This is a genomic window from Streptococcus australis, from assembly GCF_047463015.1.
In the GTDB taxonomy this organism is placed as follows: Bacteria; Bacillota; Bacilli; order Lactobacillales; family Streptococcaceae; genus Streptococcus; species Streptococcus australis_F.
On the sequence record NZ_JASHER010000002.1, the window covers coordinates 44,707 to 65,308 of the forward strand.

Annotated in this window: 19 protein-coding genes, 1 tRNA gene, 1 other RNA gene and 3 pseudogenes; 16 read left to right on the forward strand and 8 right to left on the reverse strand. The window is 39.7% G+C overall.

From position 1 onward, the window contains the following. Positions 1–50: 50 nt before the first annotated feature. The 3 genes from rapZ to whiA are packed head-to-tail and all read left to right on the forward strand — an operon-like array spanning position 51 to position 2,838. Entirely contained in the window at positions 51–947 is an 897-nt protein-coding gene (rapZ, locus tag QM873_RS02010; RefSeq protein WP_123159327.1) for an RNase adapter RapZ, read from the forward strand. After that, positions 944–1,921, forward strand: coding sequence for a YvcK family protein (locus tag QM873_RS02015; RefSeq protein WP_270288777.1), 978 nt, complete (start codon positions 944–946; stop codon positions 1,919–1,921). Before rapZ ends, QM873_RS02015 begins: the two co-directional genes overlap by 4 nt. Next, the gene (whiA, locus tag QM873_RS02020) at positions 1,918–2,838 is read left to right on the forward strand and encodes a DNA-binding protein WhiA (protein WP_270288776.1); all 921 of its coding nucleotides are present in this window, start codon (positions 1,918–1,920) and stop codon (positions 2,836–2,838) included. Before QM873_RS02015 ends, whiA begins: the two co-directional genes overlap by 4 nt. A 43-nt stretch (positions 2,839–2,881) precedes the next feature. On the opposite strand, the gene QM873_RS02025 is transcribed toward whiA, so the two are convergent. Next, positions 2,882–3,850, reverse strand: coding sequence for an NAD(P)/FAD-dependent oxidoreductase (locus tag QM873_RS02025; protein ID WP_270288775.1), 969 nt, complete (start codon positions 3,848–3,850; stop codon positions 2,882–2,884). A gap of 204 nt (positions 3,851–4,054) precedes the next feature. Here QM873_RS02025 and gla point away from each other — a divergent pair, with 204 nt between their 5' ends. The 3 genes from gla (at position 4,055) to rpsU (ending at position 5,634) form a co-directional block, all read left to right on the forward strand. Next, positions 4,055–4,924 carry an aquaglyceroporin Gla gene (gene gla / locus QM873_RS02030; protein WP_123159324.1) on the forward strand — a complete coding sequence of 290 codons (870 nt, stop codon included), beginning with the start codon at positions 4,055–4,057 and terminating at the stop codon, positions 4,922–4,924. A gap of 78 nt (positions 4,925–5,002) precedes the next feature. Next, a complete protein-coding gene (locus tag QM873_RS02035; RefSeq protein WP_270288774.1) occupies positions 5,003–5,314 on the forward strand; it encodes a hypothetical protein in 312 nt (103 codons plus the stop codon). 143 nt (positions 5,315–5,457) lie between these two features. Further along, the gene (gene rpsU, locus QM873_RS02040; RefSeq protein ID WP_000048054.1) at positions 5,458–5,634 is read left to right on the forward strand and encodes a 30S ribosomal protein S21; all 177 of its coding nucleotides are present in this window, start codon (positions 5,458–5,460) and stop codon (positions 5,632–5,634) included. 101 nt (positions 5,635–5,735) lie between these two features. Here rpsU and mscL read toward each other — a convergent pair whose 3' ends face one another. Continuing rightward, entirely contained in the window at positions 5,736–6,113 is a 378-nt protein-coding gene (mscL, locus tag QM873_RS02045) for a large conductance mechanosensitive channel protein MscL (protein ID WP_048689389.1), read from the reverse strand. Positions 6,114–6,351: 238 nt separating this feature from the next. Between mscL and dnaG the strand changes: the two genes are divergently transcribed. From dnaG to ssrA, 6 genes are all read left to right on the forward strand, one after another. Beyond that, positions 6,352–8,139: a DNA primase gene (gene dnaG / locus QM873_RS02050; protein WP_270288773.1), complete on the forward strand. Its 1,788-nt coding sequence runs from the start codon at positions 6,352–6,354 to the stop codon at positions 8,137–8,139. Between the two features lie 2 nt (positions 8,140–8,141). Further along, entirely contained in the window at positions 8,142–9,254 is a 1,113-nt protein-coding gene (rpoD, locus tag QM873_RS02055) for an RNA polymerase sigma factor RpoD (RefSeq protein ID WP_023022794.1), read from the forward strand. Between the two features lie 295 nt (positions 9,255–9,549). Then, positions 9,550–9,879: a metal-sulfur cluster assembly factor gene (locus QM873_RS02060; RefSeq protein ID WP_006596590.1), complete on the forward strand. Its 330-nt coding sequence runs from the start codon at positions 9,550–9,552 to the stop codon at positions 9,877–9,879. Between the two features lie 156 nt (positions 9,880–10,035). Then, entirely contained in the window at positions 10,036–10,743 is a 708-nt protein-coding gene (locus tag QM873_RS02065; RefSeq protein WP_270288772.1) for an ABC transporter ATP-binding protein, read from the forward strand. A 9-nt stretch (positions 10,744–10,752) separates the two neighbouring features. Beyond that, on the forward strand, positions 10,753–11,553 hold the full coding sequence (locus QM873_RS02070) for an ABC transporter ATP-binding protein (protein WP_120702119.1): 801 nt from the start codon (positions 10,753–10,755) through the stop codon (positions 11,551–11,553). 77 nt (positions 11,554–11,630) lie between these two features. Beyond that, positions 11,631–11,978: a transfer-messenger RNA gene (ssrA, locus tag QM873_RS02075) on the forward strand. A gap of 152 nt (positions 11,979–12,130) precedes the next feature. On the opposite strand, the pseudogene QM873_RS02080 reads toward ssrA, so the two are convergent. The 5 genes and pseudogenes from QM873_RS02080 to QM873_RS02100 form a co-directional block, all read right to left on the reverse strand. Beyond that, positions 12,131–12,538, reverse strand: a pseudogene (locus tag QM873_RS02080) (tyrosine-type recombinase/integrase); the annotation flags it as partial. A 124-nt stretch (positions 12,539–12,662) separates the two neighbouring features. Beyond that, complete coding sequence (locus tag QM873_RS02085) at positions 12,663–13,619, reverse strand: SAP domain-containing protein (RefSeq protein WP_270288770.1); 957 nt, start codon at positions 13,617–13,619, stop codon at positions 12,663–12,665. Positions 13,620–13,701: 82 nt separating this feature from the next. After that, entirely contained in the window at positions 13,702–14,157 is a 456-nt protein-coding gene (locus QM873_RS02090; protein ID WP_270288769.1) for a hypothetical protein, read from the reverse strand. Further along, positions 14,141–14,551, reverse strand: a pseudogene (locus QM873_RS02095) (ImmA/IrrE family metallo-endopeptidase). Before QM873_RS02095 ends, QM873_RS02090 begins: the two are co-directional and overlap by 17 nt. Before the next feature lie 10 nt (positions 14,552–14,561). After that, positions 14,562–14,909, reverse strand: a complete 348-nt coding sequence (locus tag QM873_RS02100) for a helix-turn-helix domain-containing protein (RefSeq protein WP_270288768.1) — start codon at positions 14,907–14,909, stop codon at positions 14,562–14,564. A gap of 517 nt (positions 14,910–15,426) precedes the next feature. On the opposite strand from QM873_RS02100, the gene QM873_RS02105 reads away from it, so the two are divergent. Further along, on the forward strand, positions 15,427–15,555 hold the full coding sequence (locus QM873_RS02105) for a hypothetical protein (protein ID WP_270288767.1): 129 nt from the start codon (positions 15,427–15,429) through the stop codon (positions 15,553–15,555). Here QM873_RS02105 and QM873_RS02110 read toward each other — a convergent pair. Then, on the reverse strand, positions 15,518–16,180 hold the full coding sequence (locus QM873_RS02110) for a DUF4145 domain-containing protein (protein ID WP_414278712.1): 663 nt from the start codon (positions 16,178–16,180) through the stop codon (positions 15,518–15,520). The genes QM873_RS02105 and QM873_RS02110 overlap by 38 nt on opposite strands. Before the next feature lie 60 nt (positions 16,181–16,240). On the opposite strand from QM873_RS02110, the pseudogene QM873_RS02115 reads away from it, so the two are divergent. From QM873_RS02115 to QM873_RS02125, 3 genes and pseudogenes are all read left to right on the forward strand, one after another. Beyond that, positions 16,241–17,131: pseudogene (locus QM873_RS02115) on the forward strand (DUF3102 domain-containing protein). A gap of 70 nt (positions 17,132–17,201) precedes the next feature. Continuing rightward, a tRNA-Ser gene (locus QM873_RS02120) sits at positions 17,202–17,289 on the forward strand. 128 nt (positions 17,290–17,417) lie between these two features. After that, positions 17,418–20,519 (forward strand): DNA polymerase III subunit alpha, encoded by a 3,102-nt coding sequence (locus QM873_RS02125; RefSeq protein WP_414278713.1) that lies wholly within the window; start codon positions 17,418–17,420, stop codon positions 20,517–20,519. The last annotated feature ends 83 nt before the right edge of the window (positions 20,520–20,602 follow it).

The following is a 20,602-nucleotide window of genomic DNA, read 5'->3' on the forward strand; positions in this document are numbered from 1 at the left end:
ACTGGAAAGATGATGCCCTCCTCCTTTTTTGTAAGGAAAAGGTGATTAGGATGACAGATACAGAAAAAACAATTCAACTGGTCATTGTAACAGGAATGAGTGGAGCAGGGAAGACCGTAGCCATTCAGTCCTTTGAAGATATGGGCTATTTCACCATTGATAATATGCCTCCAGCTCTCTTGCCAAAATTTATAGAGCTGATTCAACTCTCGATGGACAATAACAAGTTGGCTCTCGTCGTGGATATGCGTAGTCGGTCTTTCTTTGCAGAAATTCGCTCCATTTTGGACGAATTAGAGAATCACGAAGGAATTGATTTTAAAATTCTCTTTTTGGATGCGACCGATAGTGAATTGGTTGCTCGCTACAAAGAAACCCGTCGTAGTCATCCATTGGCTGCTGATGGGCGCGTCTTGGATGGGATTACTCTAGAACGTGAACTTTTGGCTCCGCTTAAAAACATGAGTCAAAATGTCATTGATACGACGGAATTAACTCCCCGTAATCTTCGTAAAGTGATTGCTGAACAATTTTCCAGACAAGATAGCCAGCCTGAGTTTCGGATTGAAGTCATGTCCTTTGGCTTTAAGTATGGTCTGCCTTTAGATGCGGACTTGGTCTTTGATGTTCGTTTCCTACCTAATCCTTACTACCAACCAGAGCTACGGAATCAAACAGGGCTAGATGATGATGTCTATAACTATGTCATGGATCACAAAGAATCAGAGGAGTTTTATCGTCATCTTTACGAGTTGATTGCTCCCATCTTGCCGGCATACAAACGAGAAGGGAAGTCTGTCTTGACTATTGCTATGGGATGTACAGGAGGTCAACACCGTTCAGTCGCCTTTGCGGTACGGCTCGGACGTGATTTAGCTAAAGATTGGACAGTTAATATGAGTCATCGCGACAAAGACCGACGGAAAGAAACGGTGAATCGTTCATGAGAAAACCAAAAATGACCGTCATCGGAGGCGGTACAGGGATTTCTGTCATCTTGAATAGCCTACGGAAAAAGGATGTTGAAATTACGGCTATTGTGACAGTGGCGGATGATGGTGGTAGCTCTGGAGAACTTCGAAAAAATATTCATCAATTGACACCGCCAGGCGACTTGCGAAATGTTCTAGTAGCCATGTCTGACATGCCTCGTTTTTATGAAAAAGTCTTTCAATATCGTTTTGCGGAAGACGATGGGCCACTAGCTGGTCATCCTCTAGGGAATTTGATTATTGCTGGGATTTCTGAAATGCAGGGCTCGACCTATAATGCCATGCAATTGCTTACGAAATTTTTCCATACGACAGGAAAAATCTATCCTTCCAGCGATACACCGTTGACCCTTCATGCCGTATTTATGGATGGGTCAGAGGTCGCTGGGGAGAGTGAAATCGCCCATCATGAGGGCATGATTGATTATGTCTATGTCACCAATACCTATAATGATGAGACGCCGAAAGCGAGTCGAAAAGTAGTAGATGCGATTTTAGAAAGTGATATGGTGATTTTAGGACCAGGTTCTCTCTTTACATCGATTCTTCCCAATCTAGTGATTGAAGAAATTGGACATGCCTTGCTTGAGACAAAAGCAGAGGTCGCTTATGTCTGCAATATCATGACCCAACGTGGGGAGACAGAACACTTTACCGATAGTGACCATGTTTCCGTCCTTCATAAACACTTGAAGAAGCCGTTTATTGATACTGTTTTAGTCAACATTGAAAAAGTCCCTCAAGAATATATGGACACGAATCGCTTTGATGAATACCTGGTTCAAGTAGAACATGATTTCGCAGGTCTAAAATCGCAGGTTCCCCGAGTTATTTCAAGCAATTTCCTTCGCTTGGAAAACGGCGGCGCCTTCCATGATGGAGAAGCTGTTGTGGATGAACTGATGCAAATTGTACAGGTGATTAAATGAGTTTTACCATTAAAGTAAAAGAAGAGCTCTTGACCCTTCACCGCTTTGAGAAAAGTGAGTTATCTGCTCTAATTAAGATGTCAGGTAGTTTGGGTCTAAGTATGGGGGGCTTAAGTTTGTCTCTGACCACGGAGAATGCTAAGATTGCCCGCCATATCTACGAATTGATTGTAGAATTTTATCAGGTCAAATCGGACATTCGTCACCACCAAAAAACCAATTTAAAAAAGAATCGCGTCTATACTGTTTCTATTGATGAAAAAGTCGAAGAGATTCTTGCAGACCTGCACTTAGCAGATTCTTTCTTTGGTATTGAGACAGGGATTGACCCAAGAATTTTAGAAGAAGATGAAGCAAGTCGAGCTTATCTGAGAGGTGCTTTCTTAGCAAGTGGGACCATCAAGGATCCGGAGTCTGGTCGCTATCAATTAGAAATTAGCTCTGTTTATTCTGATCATGCTCAGGACTTGGCCAACCTGATGCAACACTTTTTGTTAGATGCCAAGACCATCGAACGCAAAAAAGGAGTCGTCACCTATTTGCAGAGGGCAGAGGATATTATTGATTTCCTCATCTTGGTAGAAGCCAAGCAGGCTTTGGAAGAATTTGAGTCTGTCAAGGTCATGCGAGAAGCGCGCAATGATCTCAATCGAGCCAATAATGCTGAAATGGCCAATATCGCGCGTACGGTCACAGCTAGTATGAAGACCATCAACAATATCGTCAAAATCATGGATACTATTGGATTAGGTGGTCTTCCTGTCGAGCTTCAGGAAGTTGCTTATGTTCGAATTCAGAATCCCGACTATTCCATCCAGCAAATTGCGGATACCTTGAAAACGCCCTTGACCAAAAGTGGCGTCAATCATCGCTTGCGGAAAATCAATAAGATTGCAGAAGAATTGGATAATTTGTAAGCAGAAAAAAATCCTTTGAATCAAAAGATTCAAAGGATTTTTCTTATAAGCTAGTCGAGTGGACTGGTTGAACTTTCTTATCTGGATAAATGTAATTAATGGCGTTATTCACTGCTGTAGGAGCTTCGCCCAATCCAGTTGCAATTAAATCAATTTTCCCATCATAGAAGCAACAATCGCCACAAGCATAGATTCCTTCACGACTGGTCTCCTGTTTGCGATTCACGAGGATTTTATGACGTTGGAGATCCAAGCCCCATTCTTTTAATTTGCCGACTGACGATTTGAAGCCGTAGTTGACAAAGAGTTCATCGATAGGGAGTAATTGGGTTTCATCTGATTTGACCTTGGTGATTTCCAGGTGGCTGGCACGGCCATTTTCTCCGATTAAGCGACTAGGAACATAAGGAGTTTGAATAGAGACAGAAGAAGCCTTTAATTCCTCAACGCTATGTTCGAGAGCTCGGAAATTATCACGACGATGGACCAGAGTTGTCGGGGCGATTTTTTCAAAGGCCAGGGCCCAATCGACTGCTGAATCTCCTCCACCTAGAATAGCAACTTGTTTGCCAGCATATTGTTGAATATTCGAAACATGGTAGTGGACGTTCTCAAATTCTTCAGCCCCATCCACTTCTAATGGACGTGGTTTGAAGGCACCACCGCCCATAGCAATAATGACAGCACGACTGAAATGTTGGTCTTTATTGGTTTCAATTAGGAAGTGATCCTCGTTTTTATGAATATCCAAAACAGTTTCATTCAAACAAATTTCAGTTTCGAATGTGTTTAATTGATCGATCAACCGTTTGGACAATTCTTCCCCTGTTAGGTTGGTAAAACCAGGGACATCCAAAATTGTCTTTTCAGGATAGAGAATAGCAGGTTGACCACCTAGTTGAGGGAGGGAATCGATTAATTTCACTTTTACTTGACGCAGATGGCCATAGAAGGCAGCAAAGAGCCCTACAGGGCCACCGCCGATAATGGTAATGTCATAGATTTCAGACATGGTATCTCCTTTGTGATGTGTAACTAATCCTATTGTATCATAATTCGGAGTTAAATAGAAAGTGGAGGATAATACAAGAATTAAAAAGGATGAATCAAGGGATTAAGATATATTTTTTAAAAATAATGTTCGGTTTATTTACAAGTGTTCGATATTCTGATAGAATAAATTATTATTATTTTTTTATAAGGAGATTATTCAAAAATGCAATTTGATTTTTGGGTTAAAGTTGCGACCGAATTTATTGCAACAGCTTTATTGATTATTTTAGGAAATGGTGCCGTTGCAAACGTTGAATTGAAGGGTACCAAAGGGCATCAAAGTGGATGGCTCGTGATTGCAATTGGCTATGGAATAGGTGTTATGATGCCAGCCTTGATGTTTGGTAATGTATCAGGAAACCATATCAACCCTGCTTTTACGATTGGACTTGCAGTTAGTGGCCTCTTCCCTTGGGAAAATGTTTTATACTACATCGTTGCTCAAGTTCTTGGAGCCATGTTTGGACAATTGGTTGTCGTTGCGACTCACCGTCCATATTACCTTCAAACTGAAAATCCAAACAATATCTTGGGAACTTTCTCAACGATTTCTAGCTTGGATAAAGGAACTCCTGAATCACGTAAAGCAGCAACCATCAATGGTTTCGTCAATGAGTTTGCAGGATCATTCGTCCTTTTCTTTGGTGCACTTGCCTTGACAAAACACTTCTTCGGTGCTGAGGTTGCTTCTCTAGCTCAAAGAGCTGCGACTGAGCAGGGAGGGATTTTCGATGCTTCTTCAACAGCTGCAAAATTGGCTTTGTCACAAGCACATGCTCCTGGTCTAGGAGTTGCTCACTTGGCACTTGGATTCCTCGTTATGGCTTTGGTGACATCACTTGGTGGTCCTACAGGACCTGGTTTGAACCCTGCACGTGACCTTGGTCCACGTTTGGTTCACGCCTTCCTTCCAAAATCTGTCTTAGGTGAACACAAGGGAGATTCAAAATGGTGGTACGCTTGGGTACCAGTTGTAGCACCAATCTTGGCTGCAATTGTTGCCATTGCCCTCTTTAGCTTCCTTTATATGTAAGACCAGAACACTTTTCGTAGACATTACGGAAAGTGTTTTTATCTTTTGTTGAGTAGCAGTTTTTATAAAGGAGTAGGGATGAAAGAAAGGAATTTAATAGAAGACAATCGAAGAGCTGATCATTTTAGTTTTCTATATTATTTGCATGAGAAGAAAGTGTTTCATTCGGAGTCACTTGCTGCTCTTTGTCAGTATCTAGTAGGATTGGAGTCAGTTAGTATCGAGCAACTAAGAGATTTGCGCTGGATAGAAACTCAAATTTTGCGTCATCTGGTCTATCATTTTGACGAGAATGATCTAAGTAAAATTAGCAATCTCCCAACGAATTATTGGGAGGAAGTAGAAGCATTCGAACAAGTAGTGTCAAAGCTTTATGATCGTTATGAATGAAAGGATTTTCCAAAATCTGAAATTCTAGCACAGTTTTGAAGCTAAGATGATGGTGAGAGATGAATTCCTTTAACTTTTTCTTGACAATCTACAGAATTCCGTGTAGAATAGAATAGATCTTGAACTTGAAGGGAGTGAAAAACATGTCAAAAACAGTAGTACGTAAGAATGAATCTCTTGACGATGCTCTTCGTCGTTTCAAACGCGCGGTTACTAAAGCTGGTACTCTTCAAGAAACACGCAAACGTGAATTCTATGAAAAACCTTCTGTAAAACGTAAACGTAAATCAGAAGCAGCTCGTAAACGTAAAAAATTCTAATTGAATACAAGAACAGACTTCGGTCTGTTTTTTGTTTCTCTAGAAAAATTGAAGATAAAAAACCCGACCTTCTAGCTAGAAGATCGGATCTTTTTATCTGATTATTTGTTTGCAAGCAAGTCGCGGATTTCAGCAAGCAACTCTTCTTGAGTAGGAGCAGCTTCTTCTTCAGCAGCTTCCTCTTTTTTACCAAGGTTTTGAGCTTTCTCAGCAGCTTTTACTACGAAGAAAAGAACAGTACCAACAACAAGGAAGTTGATAACAGCGCTCAAGAAGCTACCGTAAGCAACACCGTTCCATGACAATTGTGCAATCTTTTCAACACCAGCAGCTTTCATAGCTGGGTTCAAAATAAGTGGAGTGATGATATCGTTAACAAATGATGTTACGATAGCTCCAAATGCAGCTCCGATAACGACTGCGACAGCAAGGTCAACAATATTCCCACGAAGGAGAAAAGCTTTCAAATCTTTTAACATATCCTAAATATGTCCTTTCATAATAAATTTTACAGAGCATAGTATAACTAAAATTTTTTTCGTATTCAATAAATATGCTCAAATTTTTTTAAAAAGTTGATTTAAGAAAAATGGAGGCTTTCAAAACTCAGGAAAAATGTGGAAAAATCGGGTGAAAATCAATGCGGATGATTTACAATTGACAAAAATTAGTTTAAAATAGTTAATGATATTCTATGGTAAAATGGAGGCACTGTTTATGGTTGACAAACAACTGATTTCAGAAATAAAAAACAGTGTGAATATTGTAGATGTAATCGGAGAAGTTGTTCAATTGACAAAGGCAGGACGAAACTTTTTAGGTCTCTGCCCTTTTCATGGTGAAAAGACGCCTTCTTTTAATGTCGTCGAGGATAAACAGTTCTATCATTGTTTTGGTTGTGGCAAATCAGGCGATGTTTTTAAGTTTATCGAAGACTATCGTGGTGTCTCCTTCATGGAAGCTGTTCAAATTGTCGGAGATCAGGTGGGCATTCGTGTCCAGACTCTTCCTCCAAGTCAGTCTAGGCCCCAACAAGCAGATGAGAAACAGCCCTTCTATGAAATCCATCAAGAGGCTGCCAAGTTCTATCATGCCATCCTGATGACGACAAAGATGGGTGAAGAGGCTCGGCAATACCTTTATGATCGAGGGCTTGATGATGAGATGCTTCGGCATTTTCAAATAGGCCTAGCACCAGCAGAAGGGAATTATCTGTATCAGAGTGTTTCCGGAAAGTTTTCAGAAAACATTATGGCCGAGTCGGGACTGTTTCATATTAGTGATATGGGAACTATGTATGATGCTTTTCAAGATCGTATTATGTTTCCCTTATCGGACGATACTGGCCGAGTCATTGCTTTTTCTGGTCGACTTTGGCGTGACCAAGCCGAAGGGACCAAGCCTCAGGGGAAATATAAGAACAGCCGTAGTACGCTCCTTTTTAACAAGAGTTATGAGTTGTACCATTTGGATAAGGCCAAGCAGGTCGCTAAGAAGAACCATGAACTTTACCTGATGGAAGGATTCATGGATGTCATTGCAGCCTACCGGGCTGGGATTGAGAATGCGGTTGCTTCCATGGGGACAGCACTGACCCGTGAACATGTAGCCCATCTCAGCAAATTTACCAAAAAGGTTATCTTGGCCTATGATGGAGATAAAGCGGGAAGGCTAGCGACAGCAAAAGCTTTAGAGGTTCTGGAAAAACAGGAAGTAGAGGTTGTCCAGATTCCTGACCAGATGGACCCTGATGAGTATCTCAAAAAGAATTCACCGCAAGCTTTAGCAGACTTATTGGAAAAAACACGTCTTAGCCGCGTAGAATTTCTCATGGATTATTGGAAGCCAGACAATATTGAAAATTTGCAGGCGCAGATTGAATTTGTTGAGAAAATGGCTCCTTTAATTGCTCAGACGCCATCTGTAACGGCACAAAACACCTACATTTATAAATTAGCCGACCTCTTGGTTGATTTTGATTATTTGCAGGTGGAACAAACGGTTAATGCTAGTCGTCTTCAGATGCGTAGTCAGCGTCAAGATCAAGGTCCAATCCAGACACAAGCTCCAGTTGCTAGTCCAACTGTTGTACAGAAGCAGTTGCCTCGCCTGGTTCGGGCTGAGAATCATCTTCTCCATCGGATGAACGCTTTTCCTTATGTTTTGAATGAATATCGTCTTCGGACAGATTTTTCATTTGATACCCCTGCCTTGCAAACCTTGTACCAACTTCTTTGCCAAAATGGAGAAGTGACATCGCAGGATTTGTCCGAGCAGACAGAGGAAGTCCAACGAGCCTGGTATCTGATGTTAGAAGAAAATTTACCGGATGAAATAGCGGAGAATGAGCTGGAAGAAGTGGAAGAAACGAGAAATCGTGAGCTTCTCCGTAAAGAAAGTCAACAAATAGGGAAAAAAGTCCGAGAAGCCTCTCACAGTGGAGATGCGGATCAGGCTTTATTGGAACTCGAGCGACTAATCGCTCAAAAAAGAAGAATGGAGTAGGAATGGCGAAAGAACAAAAAGATATCACAACTTTAGATGTCCAAATTGCAGAGTTTATTCGTAGTCATAAGAAAAGTGGTACTGCAACAGATGATGAAATCAATGATCAATTGGTCATTCCTTTTGCTTTGGATGCCGATGGAATTGATGATTTGTTGCAACGGATTCAAGATGCTGGGATTTCAATCACGGATAAAGAAGGAAATCCAAGTGCGCGTGTCCTGAACAACGAAGAAGAAGAACCAGAGTTGACGGATGAGGAATTGCTTGGAAGCAACTCTGCTAAGGTCAATGACCCAGTACGGATGTACTTGAAGGAAATTGGGGTCGTTCCTCTTTTGACCAATGAAGAAGAACAAGAATTGGCCATTTTGGTGGAACAAGGAGATTTGGAAGCTAAGCAACGTTTGGCAGAAGCCAACCTTCGTTTGGTTGTTTCTATTGCGAAGCGCTATGTTGGTCGTGGGATGCAATTCTTGGATTTGATCCAAGAAGGAAACATGGGCTTGATGAAGGCCGTTGATAAGTTTGACTATACCAAAGGATTCAAGTTCTCTACTTATGCGACTTGGTGGATTCGTCAGGCTATCACCCGTGCCATTGCAGACCAGGCTCGTACCATTCGTATTCCTGTCCACATGGTAGAAACTATTAACAAGTTGGTTCGTGAACAACGCAACCTCTTGCAAGAATTGGGACAAGATCCTACACCAGAACAAATTGCGGAACGCATGGATATGACACCTGATAAGGTGCGCGAAATCTTGAAGATTGCCCAAGAACCTGTTTCTCTTGAAACACCAATTGGGGAAGAGGACGATAGCCATTTGGGAGATTTTATCGAAGACGAAGTGATTGAAAATCCAGTAGATTACACCACTCGTGTGGTACTACGCGAACAATTGGATGAAGTCCTTGATACTCTTACCGACCGGGAAGAAAATGTCCTTCGTTTACGTTTTGGTTTGGATGATGGTAAAATGCGGACCTTGGAAGATGTTGGGAAAGTCTTTAACGTGACCCGTGAACGGATCCGTCAGATCGAAGCCAAAGCCCTCCGCAAACTGCGCCACCCAAGCAGAAGCAAACCATTGCGTGATTTTATAGAGGATTAAAAAGGTCCGGGGGACCTTTTTAACCCGAGCCGAGAAACTCGGAAGCGAGGAATGTCCAGTGGACATTTTTTACGGTCACCCAAAAACAAGAGAGTGGCCAGGTCCGGGGGGTCTTTTTAACGGTCGCCTAGAAATAAAAAAGCGACCCAGGTCCGGGGGACTTTTTTAACCCGAGCCGAGAGATTCGGGAGCGAGGAAGGTTCGGGCAGTCTTTTATAGAGTTTTCTTAATATTTGGGTTTCCGTAAAAAAAGAAATTCTTCATAGGGATGAACCCAACGAAGAAGGAGTAAAGAATGAGTTATACGACAGAAGAAATCGAACAAATTAAAAACCGTATTCTTGAAAACCTAGAGCAAGTCATCGATCCGGAATTAGGTATTGATATTGTCAATCTTGGTTTGGTCTACGAAATTCGGTTTGATGGTGAAACTGGTGAAACAGAAATCGATATGACCCTAACCACCATGGGTTGTCCATTGGCAGACTTGCTGACGGATCAGATTTATGATGCCTTAACAGGAATGGAAGAAGTGACTAAGGTCGATGTAAAATTGGTCTGGTACCCAGCTTGGACGGTTGAAAAGATGAGCCGCTATGCGCGGATTGCTTTAGGAATCAAATAAGATTGCTTTAAAGGAGGAACGGATGTTTCTCCTTTTTTTGGACAGATGATTTGGTTATCAAATAGTACGAACATTCGATTTTCTTTTCTGATTATATCTTGCAATCACTTCTTAGTAAGGTTATAATAGAATCATTATTAAATTAAGGAGAAGATTATGAATCAGTACCCTTTGGTCTACCTAGACCATGTTCAAAAAGTGTATGGTAAACATATTGCCTTATATGATGTGAGTGTCAATATTCAACCGGGTCGTATCATTGGTTTGTTAGGACCAAACGGAAGTGGGAAAACCACCATTATTAAATTAGTGAATGGGCTCTTGCAACCTACTTCAGGTAATGTCTACATCCATGGCCAAGTACCGTCTGCAAAAACCAAACAAGTCGTTTCTTATTTGCCAGATACAACTTATTTGGATGAAAATATGAAGATTTCAGAAACAATCCGTTTCTTCCAAGACTTCTATAATGATTTCAATCCGCAACGTGCTTATCAATTGCTAAATGATTTACATTTACATCCAGAGCAAAAATTGAAACAACTCTCTAAAGGGAATAAAGAAAAAGTTCAATTAATTTTGGTCATGAGCCGTGAAGCGGATTTGTACATTCTTGATGAACCTATTGGTGGGGTGGACCCTGCTGCGCGTGATTACATTCTTAGAACCATCATTCAAAATCGTCGTCCAAACTCATCTGTATTGATTTCAACCCACTTGATTGCGGACGTTGAACAAGTCTTGGATGAAGCGCTCTTTATCAATCAAGGTCGTATTCTGTTGCATGAAAACACAACTGTTCTTCGCAACCAATACGGTAAATCGATTGATGAGATCTTCCGTGAACAATTTAGAATGTATTAGGAGGTTCTTATGTTTGGGAAATTAATGAAATATGAATTAAAAGCAACCTATAAGTGGTATCTCATTATTTCGGGTGTGCTTGCTATTCTCTCCATTTTTGCTGGTTTATTAGCTTCTAGTGTTATAACTGGGGCATCAACTTTCACAGAAAACACAGCCTTAACTATTGGGAGTATTGTTGTTTTGGTCATTTTTGCGGGCTACATTGGCTTGACCTTGACCAACTATATCATTATTATTCGTCGTTTTTACAACAATATTTTTGGTCGTGAAGGTTATTTGACCTGGACCTTGCCAACTGGATCTCATACTGTTTTACTTGTAAAAGTAACATCTGCTTTGATTTGGAGTATCTTCTGTTTTATTAGCTTGATTCTTTCTTTGCTTATTTTCTTAGGAGTGATTGGCCTCGCTCAACAACAGAATATTTTTGATTTACTTGGTCCATTGTTCGAACATATTGGGTCATCTCTTATTTGGCAAAGCTTGCTATTTCAAGTGTTAGCGACTATTTCAGGTATTTTAATGCTCTACTGTGCCATCTCACTGGGTCAGCTCTTCATTAACAGTCGTATCGTGATGGCCTTCGTCTTTGGATTTATCCTTTGGGTTGTACTAAGTATCATTGGAAGATTGTTCCCTTCTATATCTATTTCAGAACTTTCAAGAACTGCAACTATGTCTTCTGATACTCTTAGTGATATCTTAGTTGTTAACTTTATTCCTGCCTATATCTATGAAGTGGTGAAAATTGTAGCGATGTATTTCACGGTACATTATGTAACAAAATTCAAACTAAACTTGCAATAAAAGTGAAAGAGGGAAGAGATCCCTCTTTTTCTTTTGCCATTTTATACAAAAAATGATACACTTGAGTATATCATTTTGGGGTCGTTACGGATTCGACAGGCATTATGAGGCATATTTTGCGACTCGTGTGGCGACGTAAACGCTCAGTTAAATATAACTGCAAAAAATAACACTTCTTACGCTCTAGCTGCCTAAAAACCAGCAGGCGTGACCCGATTCGGATTGCTCGTGTCTGATGACAGGTCTTGATTTTAGCGAGATACGATCAAACTTTGTCTAGCAGTTTGATAAGAGATTGATAGACTCGCAGTTCCTAGGCTTGAGTTATGTGTCGAGGAGCTGTTAAACCAATACATAACCTATGGTTGTAGACAAATATGTTAGCAGATGTTTGGACGTGGGTTCGACTCCCACCGGCTCCATATATACTTTCTAAAGTTTTCTAAAACTTTCTAAAACGTTGTAAATACAACGTTTTTTGTTTTATACTTCCTATTCCTTTTTGAACCTTTTTGAAACTGGCAGACCCAAAAACAGACCCTTTTTTGTCCAAAGGGTCTGTTTTTATGTTATTTATTTAAAAATCAATATAGTTTGCGAATTTCTCACCAATGTCATCCTTAGCCTCTCTAGTGATGTGAGTATAGATGTCCATGGTTGTCTTTAGGTCCGAGTGCCCAAGTCTGTACTGGACCTGTTTGAGCGTCATACCAGCTTCGAAACATAGACTGGCATGTGTGTGGCGGAATCCATGGATCCTAATCGGACGCATATCCGAATCTTTGACAATTTGTTGTAGCCATTTACGTGGTAGTGTTCCCGGTATTGGTTTTCCAAATTCATTTTCAAAGATATAAGTAGTAGTAGGGTTCATCGCACTAAGCTCTGCGAGAATCTCACTTGTCTTTTTCATTTTCTTTGCCGACATAGACCCTAAACTTATAGGCAGTGTCGCATTTTTCTTTTTGTAAGATTTAATTTCCATTATGTTTCACCTCATTTCACAAAAGAATGAGCGCAAAGAACCCTTCTCTTAATCCTTATTTGCATTTCAAGGTTAATCGCAATTAACGGCTGTTGATTGTGAATGCCAGATATCTGTTTTAGAATTAAGGGGCAAATTCACTGTATTTTTTAAGATATTCCTCTATTACGAAAAGATCTTCTGTCAGAAGGTTATTTTTAATAAAGTTAAAGTCACTTTCTGTAAGAAACATTTTTTTCTTCAAGCTTTTGATTTCTTTTTTTGCAAGATCAAATGCGGAATTATAGTCATCTAGGTCGCACTCTTCTGCTATATTGCGGATATTTGTAACGATATAACTATTTGTCATAGGTGGTATATAAACAGGACCTTGAATATATTCATAACTATTACCAAGACCAGAACAATCAAATAACATGGTTTCGATAAAATATTTCAATGCCAACTTATAATCTTTCTTATCTAGAAAGAAGCAACCAAAAGCATGGCAGTCGTTTCTGACAAGGCCGAATAATTTAGCGTTGATATTGCTATTAATCCGGTCATTCAAAATTTTAATTTTAGCGATGTCATATGAAAGGTAAGGGTCATTTCCAGAGTATTCCATGTATTCAAATGCCGATATATATGGATCCTTGTGTGCTTTAATAAGACCTTCATACTCAAATAAAATCTGCTGTCCTACATTCGTGGTACAAATCGACGAAGGGATACTATCTTCTAGCAGATCAAAATTATTCATAATTCTTTGTACAAGGTCATATTTTTTTCCACCAACTGGCAAAGACTTCACTTTTAAAATTTCTTTTAACTCTGCGACTTTAAGCTTCGATAAACTTTTTTCTGATTTTTGAAATGTCAGCAATCCCAGTCGGATTAATTTATTTCTATGAAGTTGAGGGTTGATTTGATATTCATGTTCAAAATATGATGGGAAAAAATCTCCATTGTTAGTATCAATCCAATGCAAAAGAATGATATCACCAATTTGTAATGTATCATCTTCACATTTCCTCAAATTAGTTTCAGAAGTAGTAGCAGTATGCTTGAAATGATTAAAAATCTTCTGTATGAAACTCATCTATTATCCTTTCGTTAAAAATATCGCTTATTTATGCTAAAGGATTCAACTAACATTGTTCATAACTTCTCTATTTCGAAGTTTATTCTTCATATTTCTGAATTTTGTCAAAGGCTTCTTGGATATCTTTTTTTGTTTTGAAAGGATTATTTTTGATGTTTACAATATATAAAACAATAGTCAAACACAAAAGAATAAATCCAATTGTAGGATTTATTATGAAATACAAAAGGGTGCATAATGCAAGCAACCCAACCGGAAAATACCATGAAGAGGCAGGGTGGATTTTTTTATCAACTGGTGTATTAATCGCTTGATTTTGTTTCTGTGATCGTCCCTTTTTTATGCTTCCCAAAGCATCAACAGTAGTTTGGTTGTATACTTTGTTGTAAATAGCACGTTTTGGATCTTTAATAATTCCAGTGCCTTTCTGCCCATAAGTCGGAATAATAGCTTTCTTCACTTTTCTTTTCAAATTTGAGGTAGTTCTTGCCTTGAGACTTTTCGAAAGGTTTGGTTTTCTAACTCCTATTTTCATAAAAATAACCCTTTTCCTCCACAAACACCTTATATTCTTCTATTACCATCGACTCATTAGCAATGGTTTTTAAATTATATCGTTCCATAAAATGGATTTAATTAAATTCTGACACGTCATCCATGGTTTTCAATTCTTCTTCCAGTAGATGATGGATCATGCTGCGGTCGGCTTGTAATTCACACAATTCTCTATTTAGTTCGTATTGAGTCTTTGTGTGGTCCTTGTGGCCTAACTCATGCAAGGCCGCTTGCTTTTGGTCTTTTTCTGATAAATTAATATCCAGAGCGAGAACCTTTAATGCTGGATTGAAGAAGCCTGGACTGTGCCATCCGCTCCCGTCAAAATAGCATAGAATTACACCCTCGAGGGCGCAAAGCTCTTTTACAGTCATAAATGCACCTCTATTTATTTTTTAAGTGTGCCTCCAAGACCGCTGTAATAAAATCAATATCTTCTTCAGTAAGTGGTTTACCATCGAACAACATAGATTGCGCAGCAATGTCTCGAAGGTCAAGCGGTGCAGAAGCATCACCGTCTGTTGCAATTTTTGGATTATCAGTGCGCCCTAATAAGTAGTCGGTGGACACATTGAAGTAGTCAGCGATTTCTTGTAATCGCTCAGAACTTACTTTTTGTCGTTTTAAGGAATAAAGTGTATTTTTGCTATATCCCAATTTTTCTTCAACTTGATTTAGAGATAAACCCTTTTTTCGAGCCAATTCTCTAACTTTTTCAAATGTTGGAAACATTGATTTATCAACCTTTCTGAGAGATCGACAAAAAATATTTAAATTATTTATTTAAAATTTTTGGCGAAAATAAATGAATGATTTAAAATAGTTTTTGTAAAGTTAATGAGTTAGTAAAAAACGAAGTTAAAACTTATCTAAATATAAAATAGCTTTGGCGAGCAAGAAAACTGATAGATATAGTATTTTATCATTCTTTTTATTACGCTTTCATTTTAAATTATTTATTTAAAATTTTCAAGAGCTTTATAAAATAATTTACTAACTCTTTAACTCTATTAAAAAAAGTAGGATAAACATGAGCCAACAACATCGTGAATGGATTGAGCTTGTAAAAGAGCGAATTGAAAAACGTGGATGGTCACAGACGGACTTGTCCATTGTTGTAGGTGTTAGTCCATCAGCTATCACATAGCTGCTAAAAGATGGAAAAGGAAGCGATGACTTGAAACTTCGTATTAACAAAAAATTGCGAATTAATTAGTCATGGGAAAAATTTGAGGAGTAGGAGAAAAGAATGAACGAACTAGAAAGAACAGCCCTCAATGAAATACTGAGGACTGTGACGTATATTGCAGAAAAACTGGATGAGTTGGAATTTAAATTGACTAAAGAGGGTCTACAAGATTCTGAGCATCCAGAATAGTTAGCTGATATTCGATATAGCGAATGGTAGCATTTAAAAATTTTTTTAAATCTTGTAAATCTTTATCTGTGTGTCTTCGGACGTAGTGAGTTTCATCGTTACCAATCCACGAAGTGGCCTGAGCAAGCTTTTGTAAAATTTGATCATCAATATATTCTATAATGACTTGTCCTAAAAATTTTTTCTTAATCTCATCTGCCTTTTCAGGGAATTTTTGGATTAAGAAATCCTTAATGATAAACTCAAGCGATTTTCTAAGGCCGATACCAACTAAAGTGTCGTAACCGTCTGCTTCAGCTTGCAAAGACTGAGTATATGTTTTGACACCTTGAGGAGAAAGATTAGAAATTTCTTTAGGGAATTCAGATGGCTGCTCTTTATAGTGATGTAAGTTTCGTGGATAGGTACTTCCATATTCGTTTAGATAATTGTAAGAATCTACCCATCCATATTTACAAGAGTTACAAAATAAAGTTAGGAATAAGATGTGGTCGTATTCATCTTTGTAAAACGATGAATCTTTTAAGATAGGCTCTATCCCTCTACTGCAATTAGGACAAACATCTGTCACAGTTACGTCTACATCAGCATACGCAGAATTATCATATTTTGCTTTCATTAACATAATGGTTTCTCCGATTGATTTATTATCTTTATTATATCAAATTCAGAAAGGAAAAAGCGTGTGAACGAAATTACTTTATCAAATAATCTATCTCAGATAGAACTTGAAATCAGCCATCACAAGCAAATAGCTGGCCAGTCGATTTGGGAAATCGGCAGACGATTGAACCATGTGAAAGAGAATGATCTGGCCCATGGTAAATTTATGGAATGATTGAATAAGATCAATCTTAATTGGTCAGAGGTGAACAGAATGATGAAGGTTGCAAAAGAACTTCCAAATTACTCAACGTTGAGTAATTTAGGTAGAACCGCACTTTACCTCATCGCAACTCTTCCAGAAGAAGAGCGAGAGGAGCAGATCCAACGCATCGAAGATGGTGACAATCCAACGGTGCGAGAGCTGAAGGAAGTCAAGAAGAAACTCAACCTCAGAAAGCTTGCAAACAAGCGTCTACAGGCTGAAAACGAAAGAATCAAATCTGCCAAGGTCGAAGTCAAGGAAACTATCAAGGAAGTCATCCCAGACGATTACAGAGCCACACAGGACCTAAACAAGCAATTGCTAGAAAAGAATAAGAAACTCTCCAAATCCGTGAAAGCAATGGAAGAGCGTGAAGAGGTTGATAAGAAATCTGCTCAGTACGATGAATTGACTCGAGCGATTGAAGAATCGCAAGGGCAACTAAATAGTGTACAGAAGCAAATCTCCGCTTACAAGAACATCACCAGCCTACTTCAAAAAGGAAATGATTTCTTAGCAAGCATGGGCGTTCTAATCTATGCAGATGAGGAGAAAGTCCTCAAAGCTGATGGAATCATCCGAAATGAATTTGATAGTTTTAGCAGTCGTGGGATTCGTTTTTTCAACGACCTGAACGATATCCATTTTATATATGCAAACGACAAATCCTTGTCGTTTTTTATTTCTTTAAAATCCATCAAGCAATGATATCTTGTGAGCGATTCCTAAATTTTTTGTTGACAGAAGGGGCGCTTTTCCGTATAATGGATACTAGTTTGGAAGATTACTCAAGAGGCTTAAGAGGCCGTGTTGGAAACGCGGTAGGCGTGTAACAGCGTGCGTGGGTTCGAATCCCATGTCTTCCGTATAAGAAAGAAAAGCAGATCAGTCGGTCTGTTTTTTTTGTTAGGCAGGATTGGCAATGGGTAAGAGTGTCTTCTTTGCCGGATTTCCTGTATAATAGAAGGAAAGAACGGATGAAAAGGAGAACAAGGTGATTACACAGCTGGACACAAAATCAGTCTACACCTTTATGGACAGTTTAGTCTCTATTCGAGACTATATTCATCGTGCCAAAGAAATGGGTTACCAACAAATTGGTCTCATGGACATCGATAATTTATATGGGGCTTACGAGTTTTTAGAAGAGTGTCAAAAAGCTGGTATGGGGGCTGTCCTAGGTCTTGATTTGGAAGTCGAGATACCGGCGGGTCCTTTGTCTATCCGTTTGGTTGCATTAGGAACCAAAGGCTACAAACACTTAATTAAAATTTCCAGCATGAAAATGATGGGGACAACAGATTGGTCAGCCTTTCAACACTTATTGGATGATATAGCCATCATCGTTCCCTATTTTGAAGGGATTGAGTATTTAGACTTAGGCCAAGACTTTGCGATTGGTGTCTTTCCGGATACTCCAGCGAAACAGTTTTCTCGTCCTGTTTTCCCACTCCATACGGTCCGATATTTTTCTACGAGTGATTTGGAGAGTCTTCAGATGCTTCACGCCATTCGTAATAATTGCAGTCTGAAGGAAGTAGGAGCTATTGACACCTCTATGATGTTCCTGCCACCTGAAGAGTTGGAGCGGGCATTTTCACATAATTTTCCGGATAGTATTCCTTATCTAGAAAAGACTCTTGCTGCCGTTCATTATGAGATTGATACGCAATTAAAGCTTCCCCGTTTTAATCCAGAGAAACCTGCAGTCGAGGAATTGCGTGAGTTGGCTGAGGAGGGCTTGAGAAGTAAGGGTCTGGACCAGAGGGTTTACCAAGAGCGTTTGCGTCATGAATTAGCTGTCATCCATCAGATGGGCTTTGATGACTACTTCTTGATTGTCTGGGATTTGTTACGGTTTGGTCGAAGCCAAGGTTACTATATGGGGATGGGCCGTGGCTCAGCAGTTGGTAGTCTAGTAGCCTATGCCTTAGATATCACAGGGATTGATCCGGTTAAGAACAATCTCCTCTTTGAGCGTTTTTTGAACTTAGAGCGATATACCATGCCAGATATTGATATTGATATTCCGGATGTTTATCGTCCCAAATTTATCCAGTATGTTAAAAATCGCTACCGCAGTCCTCATGTGGCTCAAATCGTGACCTTCTCAACTTTTGGAGCAAAACAAGCCATTCGAGATGTTTTTAAGAGATTTGGAACCCCAGAGTATGAGTTAACCAACCTCACCAAGCGGATTGGCTTACGGGATACCTTGGCTTCTGCTTATGAAAAAAATGTAGCTTTCCGCCAAGCTATTCAAAGTCGCCCAGAATACCGGAAGGGCTTTGAAATTGCGAAGAGGATTGAAGGGCAACCGCGTCAGACCTCGATTCATGCGGCAGGCGTCGTCATGAGTGGAGAAGATCTCACCAATCAAATCCCAATCAAGATGGGTGAGGAGATGAATCTGACCCAATATGATGCCCATGGTGTTGAGGCAAATGGTCTGCTCAAGATGGACTTCTTAGGACTCCGAAATTTGACCTTTGCTCAACGGATGCAGGAAGCAGTAAAGGAAAAATATCAAAAGGATATTAAAATCGAGGATATTCCTCTAGAAGATCCGGAAACGATTGCTTTGTTTGCTGCGGGAAATACCAAAGGGATTTTCCAGTTTGAGCAAGCGGGAGCTATTCGTTTGCTTAGAAGGGTTCAACCCAATTGTTTTGAGGAGATTGTTGCGACAACTTCCTTGAACCGGCCTGGGGCTAGTGACTATATTGATAATTTCGTCAAACGCAAGCATGGCAAAGAGAAGGTGGATATGATCGATCCTAGTTTGGAAGGCATTCTAGCACCAACATACGGCATCATGCTCTATCAGGAGCAAGTCATGCAGGTGGCTCAGACCTTTGCTGGCTTTAGTCTAGGAAAAGCCGATATCCTCAGACGGGCCATGGGGAAAAAGAACGTGGCAGAAATGCATCGGATGGAAGATGACTTTATCAAAGGGGCTGTCGCGCTTGGGCACCGTGCAGAAAAAGCCAAGCAAGTCTTTGCCATTATGGAAAAATTTGCTGGCTATGGCTTCAACCGTTCCCATGCCTATGCCTACTCAGCCTTGGCCTTCCAATTGGCTTACTTTAAAGTTCATTATCCAGATGTCTTTTTTGACATTATGCTCAACTACTCTAGTAGTGATTACTTGACCGATGCGCTGCAATTTGATTTCCAAGTAGCTCCTTTGACCATTAATACCATTCCTTATAAGGATAAGTTCCAAGATCAGAAGATTTATCTAGGAATGAAAAATATCAAAGGTCTTCCAAAAGATCTAGCCTATTGGATTATTGACCAACGTCCCTTTGAGAGCATTGAAGATTTTATCTTGCGCTTGCATAGCCAGTATCACAAACTTCCTCTCTTAACACCACTGGTAGAATTGGGCTTGTTTGACTGCTTTGAAAAGAATCGCAGAAAAGTCCTTCAGAACCTTCCCAACCTATTTGTCTTTGCGGATGAACTGGGTAGCTTGTTTGGGGAAGCTAATTATTCCTGGATGGATGCTGAGGATTATAGCAAGGCCGAGAAGTATGAAATGGAGCAGAGGGTCATTGGGGTTGGTCTCAGCCCTCATCCTTTGGTGGAAATTGTAGCTGCAAGTAGCAAACCGACTCGACCGATCGCCTCTTTAAGCGAAGGAGAACAGGCCACTATCCTGGTTGAAGTTCAATCGATCCGGACCATCCGAACCAAAAATGGGGAAAATATGGCCTTTTTACAAGTTTCCGATCTCCAAAAGAAGATGGATGTCACTCTTTTTCCTGATATTTATCGCCACTATAGCTCAAAAATAAGAGAGAAGGGCTATTACTATCTCAAAGGAAAAGTGCAATCTAGAGATGGTCGTCTTCAGATGGTTTTAATGGAAGCAGAAGAAGCCACCAATCAGCGTTTTTGGATTCAATTGTTTGATCACCAGGAGGACCGGGCAGTCTTAGATATTTTAAAAGCTTATCCAGGTCCTTATCCTGTCGTTATTCGCTATGAAGAGGAGAAAAAGACCATTCAATTAAAAGGAGTTTCCGTCCAGAAAAACGAGAAGTTAGAAAATGAGCTGGCAAGTATTGCTATGAAAACGATTTATCGATAAAATCTACGGAAAATAGGAGAAATTTGAGCCTCTTTGTGTTATAATCATTTAGAATGTAAAAGAAAAAAAAGGAGCAAATATCG